The 17,923-nt window shown below is 46.4% G+C and carries 18 protein-coding genes; 10 read left to right on the top strand and 8 right to left on the bottom strand.

The window, feature by feature from the left end; translation table 11 throughout:
- Nucleotides 1–44: 44 nt before the first annotated feature.
- A complete protein-coding gene (gene malQ / locus NC996_RS13105) occupies nt 45–1,556 on the top strand; it encodes a 4-alpha-glucanotransferase (RefSeq protein WP_190682449.1) in 1,512 nt (503 codons plus the stop codon).
- On the opposite strand, the gene NC996_RS13100 is transcribed toward malQ, so the two are convergent.
- From NC996_RS13100 to NC996_RS13090, 3 genes are read right to left on the bottom strand one after another with little or no spacing between them, the layout of a single operon-like run.
- Nucleotides 1,512–1,727, bottom strand: a complete 216-nt coding sequence (locus NC996_RS13100) for a hypothetical protein (protein ID WP_190411759.1) — start codon at nt 1,725–1,727, stop codon at nt 1,512–1,514. The genes malQ and NC996_RS13100 overlap by 45 nt on opposite strands.
- Nucleotides 1,727–2,530 (bottom strand): RodZ domain-containing protein, encoded by an 804-nt coding sequence (locus NC996_RS13095; protein WP_190411760.1) that lies wholly within the window; start codon nt 2,528–2,530, stop codon nt 1,727–1,729. Before NC996_RS13095 ends, NC996_RS13100 begins: the two co-directional genes overlap by 1 nt.
- Entirely contained in the window at nt 2,527–3,315 is a 789-nt protein-coding gene (locus tag NC996_RS13090; RefSeq protein ID WP_190411761.1) for a pseudouridine synthase, read from the bottom strand. The genes NC996_RS13095 and NC996_RS13090 overlap by 4 nt, the downstream gene beginning before the upstream one ends.
- Before the next feature lie 176 nt (nt 3,316–3,491).
- Here NC996_RS13090 and NC996_RS13085 point away from each other — a divergent pair, with 176 nt between their 5' ends.
- Nucleotides 3,492–4,211, top strand: a complete 720-nt coding sequence (locus tag NC996_RS13085) for a DUF2993 domain-containing protein (protein ID WP_190432286.1) — start codon at nt 3,492–3,494, stop codon at nt 4,209–4,211.
- A gap of 166 nt (nt 4,212–4,377) precedes the next feature.
- On the opposite strand, the gene NC996_RS13080 is transcribed toward NC996_RS13085, so the two are convergent.
- The 3 genes from NC996_RS13080 to NC996_RS13070 all read right to left on the bottom strand — a co-directional run bounded on the left by NC996_RS13080 (nt 4,378) and on the right by NC996_RS13070 (nt 7,728).
- Nucleotides 4,378–5,250, bottom strand: a complete 873-nt coding sequence (locus NC996_RS13080; protein WP_190411763.1) for a phosphatidate cytidylyltransferase — start codon at nt 5,248–5,250, stop codon at nt 4,378–4,380.
- A 277-nt stretch (nt 5,251–5,527) separates the two neighbouring features.
- Nucleotides 5,528–6,118 carry a precorrin-6Y C5,15-methyltransferase subunit CbiT gene (gene cbiT, locus NC996_RS13075; protein ID WP_190411764.1) on the bottom strand — a complete coding sequence of 197 codons (591 nt, stop codon included), beginning with the start codon at nt 6,116–6,118 and terminating at the stop codon, nt 5,528–5,530.
- Nucleotides 6,119–6,228: 110 nt separating this feature from the next.
- Entirely contained in the window at nt 6,229–7,728 is a 1,500-nt protein-coding gene (locus NC996_RS13070; protein ID WP_190682515.1) for an aminotransferase class I/II-fold pyridoxal phosphate-dependent enzyme, read from the bottom strand.
- 230 nt (nt 7,729–7,958) lie between these two features.
- On the opposite strand from NC996_RS13070, the gene NC996_RS13065 reads away from it, so the two are divergent.
- The 6 genes from NC996_RS13065 to NC996_RS13040 all read left to right on the top strand — a co-directional run bounded on the left by NC996_RS13065 (nt 7,959) and on the right by NC996_RS13040 (nt 13,630).
- Complete coding sequence (locus tag NC996_RS13065; protein WP_242037016.1) at nt 7,959–8,306, top strand: hypothetical protein; 348 nt, start codon at nt 7,959–7,961, stop codon at nt 8,304–8,306.
- Between the two features lie 33 nt (nt 8,307–8,339).
- Nucleotides 8,340–9,431 carry a redox-regulated ATPase YchF gene (gene ychF / locus NC996_RS13060; protein WP_190682446.1) on the top strand — a complete coding sequence of 364 codons (1,092 nt, stop codon included), beginning with the start codon at nt 8,340–8,342 and terminating at the stop codon, nt 9,429–9,431.
- Nucleotides 9,432–9,646: 215 nt separating this feature from the next.
- Nucleotides 9,647–10,546, top strand: a complete 900-nt coding sequence (locus NC996_RS13055; protein WP_190682444.1) for a hypothetical protein — start codon at nt 9,647–9,649, stop codon at nt 10,544–10,546.
- Nucleotides 10,547–10,564: 18 nt separating this feature from the next.
- Nucleotides 10,565–11,506, top strand: coding sequence for a GUN4 domain-containing protein (locus NC996_RS13050; RefSeq protein ID WP_190682441.1), 942 nt, complete (start codon nt 10,565–10,567; stop codon nt 11,504–11,506).
- A gap of 60 nt (nt 11,507–11,566) precedes the next feature.
- On the top strand, nt 11,567–12,253 hold the full coding sequence (locus tag NC996_RS13045) for a hypothetical protein (RefSeq protein ID WP_190682438.1): 687 nt from the start codon (nt 11,567–11,569) through the stop codon (nt 12,251–12,253).
- Between the two features lie 213 nt (nt 12,254–12,466).
- Nucleotides 12,467–13,630 carry a clostripain-related cysteine peptidase gene (locus NC996_RS13040; RefSeq protein ID WP_348259998.1) on the top strand — a complete coding sequence of 388 codons (1,164 nt, stop codon included), beginning with the start codon at nt 12,467–12,469 and terminating at the stop codon, nt 13,628–13,630.
- A gap of 42 nt (nt 13,631–13,672) precedes the next feature.
- Here the strand turns inward: NC996_RS13040 and NC996_RS13035 are convergent, their stop codons facing one another.
- Nucleotides 13,673–14,503 carry an ABC transporter permease gene (locus NC996_RS13035; protein WP_190682433.1) on the bottom strand — a complete coding sequence of 277 codons (831 nt, stop codon included), beginning with the start codon at nt 14,501–14,503 and terminating at the stop codon, nt 13,673–13,675.
- A 235-nt stretch (nt 14,504–14,738) separates the two neighbouring features.
- Here NC996_RS13035 and NC996_RS13030 point away from each other — a divergent pair, with 235 nt between their 5' ends.
- Nucleotides 14,739–15,461, top strand: a complete 723-nt coding sequence (locus NC996_RS13030) for a hypothetical protein (RefSeq protein WP_190411770.1) — start codon at nt 14,739–14,741, stop codon at nt 15,459–15,461.
- Between the two features lie 236 nt (nt 15,462–15,697).
- A complete protein-coding gene (locus NC996_RS13025) occupies nt 15,698–16,237 on the top strand; it encodes a DUF3172 domain-containing protein (protein ID WP_190434040.1) in 540 nt (179 codons plus the stop codon).
- A 103-nt stretch (nt 16,238–16,340) separates the two neighbouring features.
- Here NC996_RS13025 and NC996_RS13020 read toward each other — a convergent pair whose 3' ends face one another.
- Nucleotides 16,341–17,747 (bottom strand): AMIN domain-containing protein, encoded by a 1,407-nt coding sequence (locus tag NC996_RS13020; protein ID WP_190682428.1) that lies wholly within the window; start codon nt 17,745–17,747, stop codon nt 16,341–16,343.
- Between the last annotated feature and the right edge of the window lie 176 nt (nt 17,748–17,923).

Raw genomic sequence — 17,923 nt, 5'->3', positions numbered from 1 at the left:
CGTGATAATGTCAAATCGTTTGCATCCTCTCCATCAGGTTATTTATGCCGTTTCCTAGATCTAGTGGCATTTTGCTACACCCCACTTGTTTTCCTAGCCGGTTTGGCATCGGCGATCTCGGGTTAGAAGCTTATCGCTTTATTGATTTTTTGGTGGAGAGTTCCCAGCAATTTTGGCAGGTTTTGCCATTAGGACCAACCGGCTATGGCAATTCTCCCTATATGTGCTATTCAGCATTGGCGGGAAATCCCTTACTGATTAGTCCTGAGAAGCTGCGCGACGAGGGGTTACTTACCGAGGATGATTTTTCTGGATTGCCAGAATTTTCCCTAGACAGGGTGGATTTTGAGCGGGCGATCCAGACCAAAATGCCTTTGCTCGCTAAAGCCTGCGAAAACTTTAAAAACCAGGCATCAACCTTACAGCAAAAGGAATTTGCAAGTTTTTGCAAGGCGGCTCATTGGCTTGATGACTATGCCTTATTTATGGCGATCCGGGAAGCTCAGGGACACGCTAGTTGGTATAACTGGGAACCGGAAATTGCTAAACGCCAACCGGAAGCCTTAGAACAGTGGCGGCAGCGGCTGAATGATGAGATTTATTACCACAAATACTTACAGTTTGAGTTTTTCCGGCAATGGACTCAACTGAAAAGCTATGCCAACTTGGGCAGTATTGAGATTATTGGCGATATTCCAATTTATGTGGCTCACGATAGTGCCGATGTCTGGTCGCATCCAGATATCTTTTGCTTGGACGAACAGACGGGGGAACCAGCGCTGATGGCTGGAGTTCCACCGGACTACTTCAGCGCCACAGGCCAGTTGTGGGGCAATCCAGTCTATAACTGGGAAAAGTTGCAGCAGCAAAACTTTAAGTGGTGGATACAGCGCTTTGAATCTTTGTTAGATTACATTGACATTATTCGGATTGACCACTTCCGAGGTTTCCAAGCCTACTGGGCAGTTAAGCAGGGCGAAACGACTGCTATGAATGGGGAGTGGATTGAGGCTCCTGGAGAAGGTTTCTTTAAGCTACTGAACGATAAATTAGGCAAGCTTCCTATCCTGGCAGAGGATTTGGGCGTGATTACCCCAGAGGTAGAGGCGCTGCGAGATAAGTTTGAATTTCCGGGGATGAAGATTTTACAGTTTGCCTTTGGTTCGGATTCTGGCAACGGCTTTTTGCCTTTTAACTATCCGCGCAACTGTGTGGTTTACACCGGCACCCATGATAATGACACCACGGTAGGCTGGTTCTATCAACTTTCAGACTATGAAAGGGAGAATCTCCTGCGTTATGTGGGTTGCATCAGTTCCGACGGCATCCACTGGGATGCGATCCGGCTGGCGATGGCTTCGGTGGCAAATCAGGCAATTATTCCTTTTCAGGATCTTTTGGGATTGGGGGGCGATGCCCGAATGAATTTTCCCGGTAAAGCAGAGGGAAATTGGGAGTGGCGGTATCGACCTGAAGCCGTGAACCAAGAGATCGGCTATCGTCTCAAAACTCTAACTGAAACTTTCGGTCGCGCCCCAATTAAGAATCAGGACTGAGGGGTGAGGGCTGAGGACTGAGGACTGAGGACTGAGGACTGAGGGATCGGGGTCGAGAGGTGAGGACTGAGGGGTGAGGGCTTGGGCGATCGCTTGCGTCACTGGTGTATATCGCGTGTCTTTGAAGAAAAACGCGATCGCGTCTCGACCCTCACAGTTCTCAGCACTCATTAAGATCCAGGAGGATTAGCGGCAAAGGTTACTTCTCGAACTTTACCGGGGGCACCCAGTTTCTTTGCCTTTTCATCATTAAAAGCGACTAGGATACCACCCGCATTACCAGCTTTTACAATCAGTGTCTCCTCTGCAACCCAGATGCGCTGAGTGCCTTGGGGGAGCGTTCCCTCAAACTGCGTCTTGCCATCCACCACTACCCGAATCCATGATGGGGTTTTGACGGTTACGCCAACCCGTACCGGCTTACCCGTTTGACTGGTATTGCTGCTGAATACTGCTGGGGTAAACGGCCCTAGTTTTTCTTGCAAGTCTGTATTGGCTGCATTAGCTTTGGCGAGAGACTCTCTAGGCGATCGCTCTTGAGTCCCGCCCTTTCCTACTTCTAAAGCCGGACGATTCACCACGTAAGACAGACCGTTCACTGCACCAATCACCAGAAACACATAGATCAAGTAAAGGTGAATCGGTCGCAGCTGAGCTGATGGCAAATAATACCGCCAGGTCGGCTTAATAAGCTGGAAAATCGGCCCACTGGGAAAAGTGTCAGAATACTCTACCCCATCTAATCCCAGTGCATCAGCATACCGCTTGATAAAGCCTTGAATATAGACGGGTTCAGGCAAGATTTCGCGCCTACCTTCCTCAATTGCCTTGAGCAGACGAACTTGAATCCTGGTTTTGTCGCCAACTTCCTCTAGGGACAGAGATTGTTCCTCACGCACCTGGCGGAGGCGAGACCCCAGTTCTTTTAGCTTCTCAATTTGTTGCTGTTGAAGATGAAGTGGATTCTCCTTCATACACGGCGCTCCTTGATGTCTGCTGGCACTTCTATTGATGTTAGATTGACTTGGTTTTGTAGAAAACTGATTTCAAAATCTTCAAGAAAACGATAAGTACCAGGGAACATAGGCTCCCCTGTTCGTTTTAAACAAATGGGACCAATCGCGGCACGGTGTAGATGAATGACGGGATAGCCCAGTTGCTCGGCAATGCGTCGAATTTGTCGGTTTCTCCCTTCTGTAAGAATCACTTCCAAGCAGGTTTGAGAACCCCGCACATCCAAAACGCGAACTTGAGCAGGCAATGTCTTTTTCCCTGACAGTAGAATACCCTGACGCCAGGATTTTAGTACCTCTTCTGGGGGATGACCCTGAATCCAAACTTGGTAAGTTTTAGGAAGATGATATCGCGGATGGGTCAAGCGTAGCGTCATTTCACCGTCATTTGTGACCAATAACGCGCCGGTGGATTCGGCATCTAGACGTCCAACTGGATGCAATCCCTGACCTTCTCGGAGTGCAGGAGGCAGTAAATCAAGAATCGTGCGGCGCTTTTGAGGATCGCGGCACGTAGAAACTACCCCAGCAGGTTTGTAAAGCAAGATATAGAGCATTTGAGGACGATGAGCTGGGAGTACAAGTTTGCCATCAACTTCAATCCGGTCTTGTTCTGGATTTGCTGTTTGCCCCAGATGCACAACAGTACCATTGACCCGCACGCGCCCTGCTTCAATCATTTTTTCAGCTTGGCGGCGGGAGGCAATACCCCATTGGGAAAGAATTTTTTGTAGCCTTTCGGCCATAGGCGAAATCGAGCGACGAATGAATAAAGGTTAGGGCTTAGCTTGTTGAGGCAGTGCCTCGGCTAGACTATTAGGGATTTTTGATCTTAGATTTAGGATTTTGAAGGAATCGCCAGTCTAAAACCCAAAATTGACCTCTAATTAGACTATGTACAAATATTACAGGAAGAAAGCCATTGACATCTAAGCAAGGGAGCAGGATTATCAGCACAACATTATCACCAGCGTTGCGGCTGTGGTTGCGATCGCAAGTTTCGCAAGTTGAAAACCTCCAGTTTAAAATTTCCGGAGGCGATCGCCAAATCCTTACAGGTTATATCCCTCAAGTTTTTATTGCCGCCAACCATGCAGTGTATCAAGGACTGCATCTGTCACGCATTCAGTTAACCGGAGAAAACATTCGCATCAACCTGGGTCAAGTTCTTAGAGGTAAACCTTTACGCCTTCTCGAACCCATCCCCGTTTCCGGTGAGCTAATACTAGAGGAGACAGACCTTAAGGCATCTCTCCAGGCACCCTTATTCGCCACTGCTTTAACTGATTTACTGGGGACACTACTCCAAGCAGTTCCAACGCACCCAGCTGACATCTTAAAAGACCAGCAAATCAGTTGGCAACAGATTACCATCGATCCGGAAAGTTTGAAACTCAGCGGCACTTTAACAGACCCATCGGGTAACGCTACACCTCTAGTGCTGCGGACAGGTCTAAAGTTAGCTAGCCCTCACGAACTGCTTCTAGAGTCCCCCTGTATCGAGACGCAACAGGAACTGCTCCGAGGCAATTTGGATGAATTCAAGATAGATTTAGGCCCAGAATTAGATATTCAGGAATTAACTGTGATTCCGGGTCAGTTAGTTTGTCGCGGGCGGATTAATGTCATTCCAGCCGAATAAAAATAGGACTTAGGAGTTAGGACTGAGGGCTGAGGACTTAGGAGTTAGGACTGAGGGTTGGCTAGGACTGAGGTACACAAAAGAGGCAGATAAAAGAGATTTTCACTACTAAACTTTGCTTACCAATTGCCTCTATCGTGTGCCCCAATCGTGTAGAAAGACTTTTCTAGCGGGGTAATAAAGGTAACAAGAGTGTGACGAAATAATACACCAGGGGAGCGGTAAACACGTAACTATCAGCCCGATCTAAAATGCCGCCGTGACCCGGAATCAGTTGCCCTGAGTCCTTTACCCCAGCATCTCGCTTCATCATCGACTCCGTTAAGTCTCCCAGCAAGCTCGCAATCCCAACCAGCAGCCCTAAAGCCAAGCCACTGAACTGCCAACTGGGCCAATTCAGATACCAAGCTCCAGCAATTGCCACTACCACACTGCCAAGAACCCCAAATACAGCTCCTTCGACAGTCTTTTTGGGGCTAATCTCAGAAAGGCGCGTGCGACCAAAGAATTTACCAAAGATGTAAGCACCGATATCAGCAGCCCAAATACAGAGGAAGGCCAAAAGCGTTGCCGTCAAACCTTGGGGCAAAGTGCTAAGTTCGTGCCAGGAAGCGGGCAAATAGCCATTCAATGGCTCTGCAATCGCGATCGCGGGAGCGAGTCCGACGCGCAGGCGCACCCAGTAGCTGGGCAGATAGCCGCCGTAGAACAACCCCAATATAGAGGCGGAAATATCGGCAATTGTGGCAAGCTTGGGCTGAAACAGAAGATAGAAACAAATCAACGTTCCTGCCAGGGGAAACATGGCATCTGTCAAGGCTGGTGCCAGAGACGCTGTGATTAACAGAACTTGGCTCACTACCAGAGTAGTTTTGCCAGCGGGTGCCATGCCCTTGGCTCGTGCCATCTGAAAATACTCTAACTGACCGAGATAGACGATGATGCACAGACCAACTGTAAAGAACCATCCTCCAAAAAAGAGCATCAGGAGGGCGACAGCGATCGCGACGATTCCACTAAAAATACGAGACCAAGGCATAAGATGCGCTCTTGAGACCGCAACAACGAAGTTAATCTAGTCTTAATAAGATTAAGAATTACTTTTGCACACTTTAACCGATCTAAAACAGATTTAGGCAATTGCTGCCGTTAATTTAGAATAAAGCCAACGCTTTTTTTCAGCATCCTGCTCATTTCTCCTGACACCGTTCGTCAATCCCGACAAAAAATAAATTTCTTGATGGTACGCATCTTAACGGGAATTTTTGTGTTCTCAATCGTCAAGAATGCTGCTCTAGCCTTTAGGATTAAGATTTTCAATCCAGTTTCTCGCCACTCAAGATAAAAATTGGATTGACTGCGGCAAAGATCTGATGGGTGCCTCGCGTTTCCAAACGATTGACGGCAGATTGAACCACCTCGATATTTCGAGCTTGTAATTCGGCGAAGCCTTCGGAAACGGCATAGAGACTTTCTAGATTAGCCGCCGTTGCAACCACCCTACCTTGCGGTTCTAAGTATTGCCAAACGACCTTGAGAATATCCTTGATGGGTTGTCCGCCTTCGATGCAAACCCGATGGGGGGGAACGGGTAAGTCTTTTAGGCACTCTGGGGCGCTTCCTTCAACGACTTCGACATTACGAACCCCAAAGCGATCGCAGTTACGACGAATCAAACTTGCCACTTCCTCATCGCGTTCTACGGCAATAATTCGACCTTTCGGACATAATAAGCCGGTTTCTACGGGGATCGTGCCGGTTCCCGCGCCAATATCCCACAACACAGAATCGGGTTTGAGTCTGAGTAAGGAAATCAACAGCAACCGCACCTCGCGCTTGCTGAGGGGAATACCGGGCAACCGCTCGAAGAGGTCATCTGGGATACCAGGAGTTACGTAGGGCCACATAGAAAGTTTTAAGTTTTGAGTAGTAGAGACGCGATCGCTCACGTCTGAAGTTTTGAGTACTAGAGAGGCGATCGCTCGCGTCTAAGTTTTGAGTTTAAGCCTGTCTCCAATTAGCGAACAACCTTTAACGTTTTGAGGGTCGGATCGCTACAACCCGTAATACTTCCACCCAAGGCGAGAATCTGTTGCAGGTAATCCAAGGCGGAGGGAGCGATCGCTTCCCCTGGCATCAACACGGGAATTCCGGGTGGATAGGGACAAATAAGTTCGGCACTGATGCGTTCTACAGTCTTTTCCACCGGCAACGTTTGGGTTTGGGAAAAAAATGCTTGACGGGGAGAGATGGAAGGATGAAGCACGAAGGATGAAGGATGAATCTGGAGAAATTCAGCTTTCCACCGGGTGAAGACATCCAGGTATGGGGCTATTGATGTGGTGGGCGATCGCTCCTGCACTAAAATTCGGAGTGCCGATACCATCTGCACAATATCAGATGGAGTGTTTCCCAAACTGATGATAAAAGTCAAACTGTGCAGCGATGGTAACTCAGCAGTCACGCCTAGCTGTTGATGGAGAATTTCATCCGCTTCAAATCCCGTCCAACCTAAGTCAGAAACCTTAACACTCAGCCGGGTTTTGTCAAGGGCAACAAAACCCGGTGTTTTGGCAGTTTTTAACACGGATAACCCAGAAATTTGGCTAATTTGGGTAATCGCTTCCTCAGCTAACTGTAAGGTTTTCGCCATTAGCGCTTCCCCGTGCAATGCCATTTGCTGACGCGCTGCATCCAGCGAAGCCAGCAACAAATAGCTCGGGCTGGTAGATTGTACCAGTTGTAAAGCTTTGCTCAAGCGATCGCAATTAACTCGATTGCCTTGGACGTGCAGCATGGATGCCTGGGTGAGTGCCCCCAGTACCTTGTGGGTGGATTGTACCGTTAAGTCGGCTCCAGCGGCGAGGGCAGAAGTGGGCAAATCTGGATGAAAGGCAAAATGGGCACCGTGGGCTTCGTCTACGAGCAAAGGGATACCGTGCTGATGAGCAATTTGCGCGATCGCTCTGATATCCCCGCAAACGCCATAGTAAGTCGGGTAAACCATCATCACCGCCTTGGTGTCCGGATGCTGTTGCAGGGCGTCTGCTACCGCCGATGGGGTGATACTGTGGGCAATATTTAGCTCTAGGTCGTATTCTGGATTCACAAAAATCGGAATCGCACCCGAAAGGATTAAGCCGTGGATTGCCGAGGAATGGATATTCCGAGGCAGAATAATTTTGTCCCCCTCACCACAGGTAGCTAAAATTGCCGCCATTAATCCACAAGTCGAACCATTGACCAAAAACCAAGTGCGTTCTGCCCCAAACGCTGCCGCTGCCAGTTCCTGGGCTTCTTGGATCACGCCCTCTGGGGCAAACAAGTTATCTAACTCCGGTAATTCTGGTAAATCTGCTGGAAACACGGCGGTTCCGAGCAAATCCGCTAACCGTTGGGAAATTCCTTGCCCCCGCTTGTGTCCGGGCGTGTAAAAGGGTGCATGATGCTTCTTGGCGCACGCTTGAAGGGCGTCCACTAATGGGGTAGTTGTTTGAGACCCTGGGATAAAATCCATGCTGGAAATTTTTCTAAAATCGGTGATATCCGGAAGGTAAGCGGGGGAGAAAATCCGAGCGCTTTTTGCCTTTGCCGGTTTAGGATAGATCGTTTCTGCCCAACAATTTCGTAGGGGCAGTTCAACTTGCATCGAAAAGCGATCGCAGACGAGTTAATGCGTTCTCAATACCTGCTACAGTAATGAGTTTGGATGCGGTTGGATGAATCTTCAAGTGTAAGTGTTGCGGAATGTCGTTATTCCGGGGGATGTCATTGTTATGCGTTCTTACCTATTTTGATAGGGTTAAATTGTTCAATGCGATCGCCATGATTAATCCCAGTCCTAATCCTATCCCCCAACCAACCATCCCCAGCCCGATCCCCGGCTCGGAGCCTAATCCGATTCCTGGATCGCCGCCAGAAGTACCAGAACCCGTACCGGGACCTGTACCAGAACCCATTCCCTCACCTGTGCCAGAGCCAGTGCCAGCCCCCGTTCCCCAGCCGATTCCCTCACCTGTGCCAGAGCCAGTGCCAGCGCCCATTCCCCAGCCGGTTCCAGGTCCGATTCCTCAACCGATTCCTGAACCTATCTAATTGATTCTACCCAGTTTTACCTCTTGAACTAAGATGCTTAGAGCCGGAATTGTCGGACTTCCCAACGTCGGAAAATCTACCTTATTTAACGCCTTGGTTGCCAATGCCAAGGCTGAAGCTGCCAATTTCCCTTTTTGCACCATCGAACCCAATGTTGGTGTCGTGTCGGTGCCAGATGAACGGTTAAACGCCCTGGCTAATATTTCCAGTTCGGCGCAAATTATCCCGACACGGGTTGAGTTTGTGGATATTGCTGGTTTAGTGAAAGGTGCTAGTCAGGGGGAAGGACTGGGTAATCAATTTTTGTCCCACATTCGAGAAGTTGATGCCATTGTTCATGTAGTGCGATGTTTCGAGAATGATGACATTATCCACGTTGCCGGATCTGTTGATCCAGCGCGAGATATTGACATTATTAATTTAGAGCTGGCTTTATCAGATTTATCCCAAGTGGAGCGACGAATTGAGCGCACTCGCAAAGCTGCCCGTACTAGCAAAGAAGGACAGATTGAACTCGCTGCGCTAGAAAAATTGAGCGCTTTATTAAATGAGGGCAAACCAGCGCGGCGGGCCAACTTAAATGAAGAAGAAGCTGAAGCGCTCAAGGGATTAGGATTGCTCACAGGTAAACCAATTATTTATGCTGCCAACGTCTCTGAGGATGATTTGGCAACCGGCAATAAATATGTAGAACAAGTGCGGGAAATTGCGACTCAAGAAAACGCCCAAGTCGTCATTGTTTCGGCCCAAGTGGAAGCAGAATTAGTTGAATTGCCAGAAGAAGATAAAGCTGAATTTCTGGGTTCTCTTGGAGTGGAAGAAGGCGGATTAAAATCTCTGATTCGCGCCACTTACGAACTTTTAGGCTTGCGTACCTACTTTACAACTGGTCCTAAAGAAACTCGCGCTTGGACAATTCACGCCGGAATGACAGCACCCCAAGCAGCAGGCGTCATTCACTCTGATTTTGAGCGCGGTTTTATTCGGGCGGAGACAGTTGCCTATCAAGATTTAGTGATAACTGGCTCTATGAATGCTGCGAAGGAAAAAGGCTTAGTCCGCAGTGAAGGGAAAGAATATATTGTCAAGGAAGGTGATGTAATGCTGTTCCGGTTTAATGTGTAGGTTAGCATTATCAGCCCAATTATTGATAAGTGGCTTGACGCATTTTAGCCCCCTCTCTGATTTCGGGTAGGAATGTCGTTTTATCGCGTTTCTAAAAACCCGGTTTCTTATAGAAATCGGGTTTTTCAGTATTTGTACTGAAACCGCAAAAGCAGCTAGTGAGATAGACTTTGATGAAGTTTGCTGCCAGCTTAGCGATGCAAGGATGGTAAGAAATGCTGGGAGGGATATTTGGAGGTTTTATTAAAAAATTAGAACGTGCTTCTAAAGACGTTTCGCAGAATTTCGTAAAATCGGCAGGGAAAGAAATAGGTGAATTGTTTGATGAAAAACTATATCCTTTAGCTGACAAGCTTGATTACATAACTCAAAACCGAATCAAACAAGCAAAAAATGAAATAGAGGAATTAGAAACTAAGACGATAGGTGACATCGAATCTCTACTCAATCAGAGTGATGAAAAAGTAAAGGATGCGTTAGAAAACATTAATCAAGTGCGGGAAGCAGCGCTTAGAGATGTAAGAGAAACTATCGGAATAACTGACACCTATTTAGAAAATCGAATCAACCAAGTTTCTTTGGTGGTGATGGAAGCCTTGAGTGTAGGAACTGTAGGAATTTTTACCGAGATTAATTTTTTAGAAGAAAAGTTGTTTAAAGATGCTAATCAGCTTGTAGATAAGATAGACGAAGCGATAGATGGAAAGCTTGAACAGATTCGGAATGAGTTAAAAAAGCATTTAGCTCATGCTTTGCCGAATCCTTTTGATAAATGCAGACAAAGGCTAAAAATAGGATTGAAGCCCGGTGCTAGACTTTCAGATATTGAGCTTTATGAACTAAGTGAATGCTATGAATTGAGCAAGTTAAATGAAAAAATCTCTGTTGACGAGGTACTGAAAATTTATGGACAACTTCAACACAATGCAGCGATGATGGCTGCTTTAGTGAAGAAAGCTCCAGAGTTGAAAAGGATAGCGATTCAAGATTGGCTCAAATATGGCGTACTTTGTGAGTTTTGGCGTGAAACAATAAAGACTTATGATTCTACCGATCCTCTTTTGCTAAAACCTGAGAAGTCGCAGCAATTTCTAACCAGTAAAGAAGATGAATAAAATCTATAAAGGTTTGTTATGAGTAAAGCTGATGCTGATGACTGGAAAACACCCATAGGATACTACGAAAGAGCGATCGCAGAACTAAGACGCGCACACGGAGAGATTCAGGCGGAGCTACAAAACCTAAAGCAGAATCAGACTTCTCAAGTTAAACTACAAAACCTAAAAGCAGAGCTTCAGACGACAAAAGAGCGTCTTGCGACAACCCAAAAAACCTCAGATCATGCTCACACAGAACTACAAGCTCTTAAAGAGCAACTTCAGAATCTAAAGGAACCTATGCCAAGTTCACAGAGTGAAGATAATGCTCAGAGTCTTGAAGAGTTCTCCCAAATAAAAGAGCAATTGTTTAAGTTGCAATCTCAAGTGCAGCAGATTGAACAGCAGCAAATATTTTTAAAAGACGATTTTAAAACATCCATTCATCAGCCTTTATCAGAGATAAACTCACAGGTTTCTAAATTGTTAGATGAGCTGACACTTATTTCTTCTGCTTCAGGCACAGACTATATCAAACTACGAAACCTATTGAGAGAAGGAAACTGGAAAGAAGCAGATCAAGAAACTCTTGCCATTATGTGGCGGATATCGAATCGAGGTAATCCCGGCTGGTGTTTTCTAGATGACGGAGACATTCAGCGGTTTCCCTGGCAAGACCTGCGAATTATCAACCGGCTCTGGATAGAATACAGTAACGGACGCTTTGGCTTTAGCATTCAAAAGCAGATATGGAATAGCATACAGGTTCCCAAAAACAACGATTTTGAAATCGAGAAAACTTTAGGGGATCGCGTTGGATGGCGTGTAAATAATAACTGGGTTAAGTACGATGAACTCACTTTTGCCATTAGTGCATCTGAAGGACATCTCCTAGCGACTCTTCATCTACTAGGCGTGGAGGCTGGAAGAGTGGAGCATAGGGTAAAATTGCTTTTCTCTCATCGAAAAGATTTGTAGGATTAGCACGTAAGCGATCGCAAGTAAAACCCTCTTTTTTGCCTTTCAGAGACATTTGTTATGACTAAAGCTGGTGCTGGAGACTGGAAAACGCCGCTTGGGTGTTATGAAAGAGCGATCGCAGAACTAGAACGAACACGCGAACAGTTTCAAGCAGAACTACAGATATTAAAAGAGCTGCAAGCTTCTCACGCAAATCTGAAAGAAGAACTTCAGGCTGCTCAAACAGAAATAAAAGTTTGTAAGACAGAAATTAAAACTCTGAAAGATGAGATTCAATCTATTAAAGCAGAGCCTCTGGCGACAAAAGCAGAACTTCAGGCTACCAATAAACGCTTAGAGGATTCAGTAAAAATAGCTGAATATGCTCACAAGGAATATAAGACTGCTCAAGACACCGCTAATGCGGCTTATACGGAAATAAAATCTGTTAAAGCAGATATTGAAAATGGTTCAATTGTTGCTCAGAAAGCCTTAATGTTACAAGGTAAAGATGACAACCATTGGATGAGATTTTGCAAACTTGATAGCATCAATCATCATTGTTTCCAGGTATGGAAAGTTGATGATAATACATGGCATAATGATATTCGAGTCAAGGCTGCAACATTTTTACGAGCCAGAGATGACAATCATTGGATGGGATGTCATCGAGTTGATAGTCGAAACAATGATGTTTTTGATATCTGGAGAGACCAAAGATGGCACTCCACTAGCCGAGTCCAGGTAGCGACTAGGTTGAGGTAGAGGCTGAGTCAACAGAGCGATCGCAATTAAATCCTCTTCTGAGCATCCTTAGCATTTTGGCAGTTCAAAATTTAATCTTGCTGATGAGCAAATTGGTAAGCACCGACGAAGGAAAGGGTGTCGCTTGCTCTTGCGAGTTTGCTTTGCCAGGGGTTAACATCGAAGCATTCATCCATAATCTACTGAGTTACTAGCTCTATGAAGCGCAGAAAGTTGCTTCAGTATTCGGCGTTAGGTAGTGCATCCTTTTTAGGAAACCTGATTTTACTCAGTCAAAATCAGCCAGATATTATTGCTACAAGCATGAGCAATAAGCGACTCTACGAATGGATTTTTTTATATTGGATGCCTTATGATAACGACCTCTCAAAGTTTGGCCGTTCTATTATGGATATGCTTGCCAAAAGTGTGAATAGCGATAATATTCTTGTAGCGATACAATCTGATTTTAGCGGGGCTAAAAAAATTTCAAGAAACATCCTTACTAAAGGAAATATTTCTACTCAAAGCTTAAATACAGCAAACAGCGCCAGTGAGGAAGCTTTTTCTGAATACCTTAATTGGGCTAAGTCGCAATTTCAAGCTAAAAAATGGGCAATTGTATTCTTAGGACATGGGGGTCGTTTAGATGAAATTAGCCCAGATGAACACCCTGAACCAGGCTTGAATTTAAAAACTCAGTGGATGAATATCCAAAAATTAAGCGGTCTGATCGCAAATTTTAATCAGCAAGTAGGCAAGCGGGTGGAGTTAGTTTTCTTTCAAAATTGCAATAAAGGAACTATTGAAGCAAACTATACTTTTCGAGATACAGCGAAATATACTCTTTCTTCCCAATTACTGCTAGGTGTTCCCAATTATTATTACGAGCAATTATTTAATTTTTTGGGGCGTCAACCAGAAATTAGTGGAGGACAGCTAGCGGAAAAGATTATGGAGTTTGAATCTAGCGATATGTACCATAGCTATACCGCTATCAATAATCGTGCTATCACGCAACTATCTGCAAACATTAATCCGCTTATTGATGCAGTCCTGGCAGCTAATATAAAAAATATAAATTTGAGCAACCTGACAACTTATAAGTATATGGGCGAACGGTTTGTCGATGTTGTCTCATTTTTTCAAACTATCACCAATCAGTCAGGCGCAAATCAAAATAGATACCATGAATTCGTTGATTTTTTAAATAATTCAATCATTTATAAAGTAAAACGAAATGGTACATTATTTCGCCCTATTCCAGAATATGAAAATTTTTCGGGGCTTGGTATCTTTTTCCCGGAAAGCAAGCAGGAGCTGGAAAAATACCGCGATTTCCAGGCTTTTGAGAACTTGAAACTTCTGAAACTTTTCGACGCAATTATCGTTAGCTGATTAGTTCAGGAAGGTGGACAGTGCCCACCCTTCCTGAACCAATTAATCTTGTTGATGAGCAAATTGATAAGCACCAACGAAGGAAAGCGCGATCGCCATCACCGCTAAAATCGGCACCGAGTACCAGGGAAACTGCGACATTGGTAAGTAAGCTGCGGCGCGTAAGCCAATACTGGTATAAGTCAGGGGCAACAGATAGACAACTATCTTGAGGGCAGCCGGGAGAGTGGCGGGATCGAAGAAAGTTGCGCCCAAAAACGACATGGGGATGATAACGAAATTATTGTAAAGCCCAACAGCTTCGAGCGATCGCACGCTTAAACCGACAATCACACCCAACCCAGCAAACACCGCGCAATTCAGCACGACCAGCAGCAGAAACAAAGGGTTCAAAAAAGTCCAAACCTTGCCAGTAAAGAGTACCGCCACTAAAATCACCGAACCCGCCGTCATTAATCCCCGCACCACACCAGCTAGCATTTTTCCTAAGTGCAAAGCGAGAGGATGCACTGGTACCAGCAGCATTTCTTCAAAAGTTTTTGAGAACAAGCGATCGCCACAGATGGAAAATGTCGTGCCGGTGAAACTAATCACCATCGACGATAGCGCCACCATCCCCGGCAAAATGAATTCCAGATAGTTATTGTAATTACCGCTAATCCCCACACCAGGCTTGATAGAGCTACCCAACCCCAATCCAAACGCCAGAATGTAAATCAGAGGCGATATTAGCCCAGACGCCGCCACCTGCACAATTCGGACACGTAAATCTAACCAATCCCCCCAAAAAACGGTGAGACTATCGGCAATCAGAGTTTGAAACTGGGAGCTTTTTAAGGTTTTGCCCAGATGTAGCGACGTTTGTGATTTCACAGATGCGAGCCAACAACAGAGAACTGCTTAATTTTTACTTTACATTTAATCCAGTCCCCACCTAGCTTGGGACAGAAGCCAAGCAGAGGCGAGGAGGCAATGAGATTTCGCTCCCCTGCACCTCTGTACCGCCGCACCCCTGCCCCTCCTACACTCGTCAGTCGAAGGCAAAATCAGTCACAATAAATCAACGACTACCTTCCCGTGCAACAGATGGAGGCTGGAGGCGAGCGCTGTGCTGCAAAGATTTCTAATCATTCTTGTAATACTTGTACCTTTGGTCATTGCCTATCTGGTTAATGAAAAACGGAAAGCCAAAATTAAACAAATTAAAAATAATAGTGTTGTTTTGGTGAAAGGTGCAGAACAGAAGTACCCCAGCTTACCTCTGAAAAACTATGGAATTCCGCTGATGGTTAGGCGTCAGAATAGAGTCCAAGTTGTCTTTCCCAGGCTGACGCCTGAAGGGGATGTTGAATATATTTATTCCTGGCATCCCCTCAATGATGTGGAGGTGATCGAGCAGAACTCTAAAACGAACGATCCAAAGCTGACTACCATCAAAGAACTAGCTCCCATCATTCACGAACACTGGCAATTAGAGCCAGAAATGTCCGTACTTGAGGAGCAATATCGTAAAATTAATGACTTAGCTGATTTAGTCTCTACCTCTGATGTGTATTCTGTCCAAGTAGCTACCTATGAGAAAGCTTTACTTGAGGTTGAAAAGCTGTTAAGGAAAGCCGAACAGTTACAAAAAATATATGTTCGTTTAATTAGAGAGGCTTTAATTGGAGTTAAGGTAGCTGAGTACAATCCCGATCGGCTTATCGTCTCACATCTGGCTTTTGAGTTGCAGTATCAACGAATGAAAGAAGAATATCAACATCTCAAAGATGTCGCCCATGCCTACTCCCAATTGTTGAATGAAAGTAGAAACTTAGCGAGCGAGGAGTAAGCACTGGGGAGGCAAAGCAGCTACAGTTGCAAGAAATCTTGTAGAGACGCGATGCATCGCTTCTGGTAGCTGGGGAAACTGTAGTTTCAAACTCTTCGATGCCTCTTTGCCCCTTTCCCTTCCTCTTTCCCCTTCTCTTCCCTTCCGCCTAGCGGCACAATCTATAGCCATACTGGGAGAAAGGAGAGCAGTTTGATTACTCCCTGTCCAGTAGGAGTGAAATTACCTAAGCGACGATGAAACGTAAATCTAGATACCCTGCCGATACTCCCTATAGTGCCCCTAAATCCGCTAAATCATCCCCTTTCAATTACACTTCCATCGCTTTGATCGGCGGCGTCTTCGTTCTGGGAATCGGGGTAGGGATTGGCTTTAGCTCTACAGCGACGTTTAGCCCAGAAAACGTCGCATCGCGTGATTTCATTGACCGTGCTGCGCCGAATCCTGAGCTTTGCGTGCAGTTTGGAGCCAGCGCGATGGTGATGGATACTCGCGTCTATGTAACCCTAAATCCCTTTAACGTTTACGTTTCCCAGCCCAATATGCGACCGGGTTGTGTTTTGCGTAGTAACAACTGGTCTATTTTGGAACAAAGAAAGCTGGTAACAGCGGATCAGGTGCGGGATTGCAAGAACCGGATGAACACCTTTGGCTATACCGGCAGTTTGGACGGGCAACCAGATATCCGCTGCATCTATCAGAATGATGGTGCCCAGAATTTCTTCCTGAATCAGCCAGGAGCAGGCGCACCGCCGCCGGAAACAAATAATTTCTAAGGGGAATGGCTAATGGCTAATCGGTAATCGGGATTGGTAATCGGGATTTGTTCGTTCCAATAACCCATTACCGATCGCCTTTGTTTGCCATTAGCAACTCACTTTACCGCCAATCTTCGCTGAGCTGAACTTGCAGTATTTGATTCGGTTGAATAATAGCGGTTTGAGGAGCTGTCAGATAGGTAGTGGCAGCACCGGCGGCAGCGCCTCCCAACAAACCGACGCCTGAAAAGCCTCCTAATAGCATGACGGCTAAGGCACCAATGGCAGAATTCCGGACAACTCGGTTCTGTGAAACTTGACGGTTGCCATCTAGGGAGTCTGATTGGGCGAGGAGGGGAAAATTGCGTCCACCCAGGCTAATCGCTTGGGTAATGAAGCGACTGCCGCGCCGGTCGATCTCAAAGCGTCCGATCACCTGCGTACCGACTGGGGCGATAAGTTTACCAGTGCGATCGCGTATTTCTTCCTCTAGCAGCAACACTTCCTGGCGCGAAACACCATCTCGCAGTGTTAAAACCTTGTCGCCCGGATAACGCAGGCTCAGCGGAGTGCCAGAAGGCAGCAGAACGTCTGGATTCAGAGATGCCGTTGGCGCTTGTATCGGTGCCGATATGGAGCTGGAAGGATCGGGCACAACCGTCGCCGTCTTAGGTAGGGGCGGCACGACAACCATTGGAGAGGCGGTGGTTCTCGGTGCGGCAGTTGTCGATGTGGCAGGTATTGACATGGGCACAGACGCACCCGCTTCTAGAGAAGGTACTGGGGCTACTCTGGTTCTCCTTGCAGGCACTTGGGGGGGATTTTCCTCCATCGGCAACGGTTGACCAAATTCAACCACTCTGGTGACAGAGGAAGACTGAGGCTGCCTCACGGGTACTGGTGGTGCTGTAGCGATCGCGCCAGAAAGAGGAGGTACGCTCACTAACACAGGATTATTCGTCGCAATTCTCCCTGGAGGAACTGTTGGCGTCGCTAAATTGGGTAACGTAGTTGAGTTATTCAGAGACGGCACGCTCACGACACCCGGCGTTGGGTTCCCTGGGAAGATAGGGGGAGGCAGGGACGGAGAAACCCCGCTCCTGCTGGGAGGCACTGCTTCTGGAGCGAGAACGTTAGCAATCAGGGGACGCAATACCCAGCGATTCCCAGGTTCTACTTGCAATTGCACTTGTTGGGGGGATAAAACTACCTCTGGTGCGAGATCCAGCACTATTCGGGTAATGCCAGCCTCGAACTGAGAGACTCGAATTTGGCGGATTGGGCCAGAGTAACTTTGTTGAGTTTCCACCATTCCCACTTGAGTATTGGGTAAATCCAGAACAATCCGAGACGGTTGAGCCAGAAGAAAATAACGCGGCGTCGTTCCCTCATCCAGAGTGATTTCTAACTGATTCAGCGCTGGGTCAAATCGCCAATTTGTTAACCGGGCAGCGATCGCTTTTAACTCCATGCCGCTCCCTATAATCGCGATCGCGCCAACCAAACTAAGCGTTTTCAATCTACTCATAAAAAGTCGAAATCCCAGTATCAATTTTTCTCCCCACATCGCAATTGACTGAAATAACGTTCCAGATACAACAATTGTCTCCGTAATTTCAGCGATCTACATCACAAATAAAATGGATTTATATCACCAAATCATCACATAAAAGATCACACTTCAAACGCGAGTGCTATCACCCA

This window comes from Trichocoleus sp. ST-U2 (genome assembly GCF_039961875.1).
Taxonomy (GTDB): domain Bacteria; phylum Cyanobacteriota; class Cyanobacteriia; order Cyanobacteriales; family FACHB-T130; genus FACHB-T130.
The sequence above is the reverse complement of the archived record's forward strand: the minus strand, read 5'-3'. Positions and strand labels throughout refer to the sequence as shown.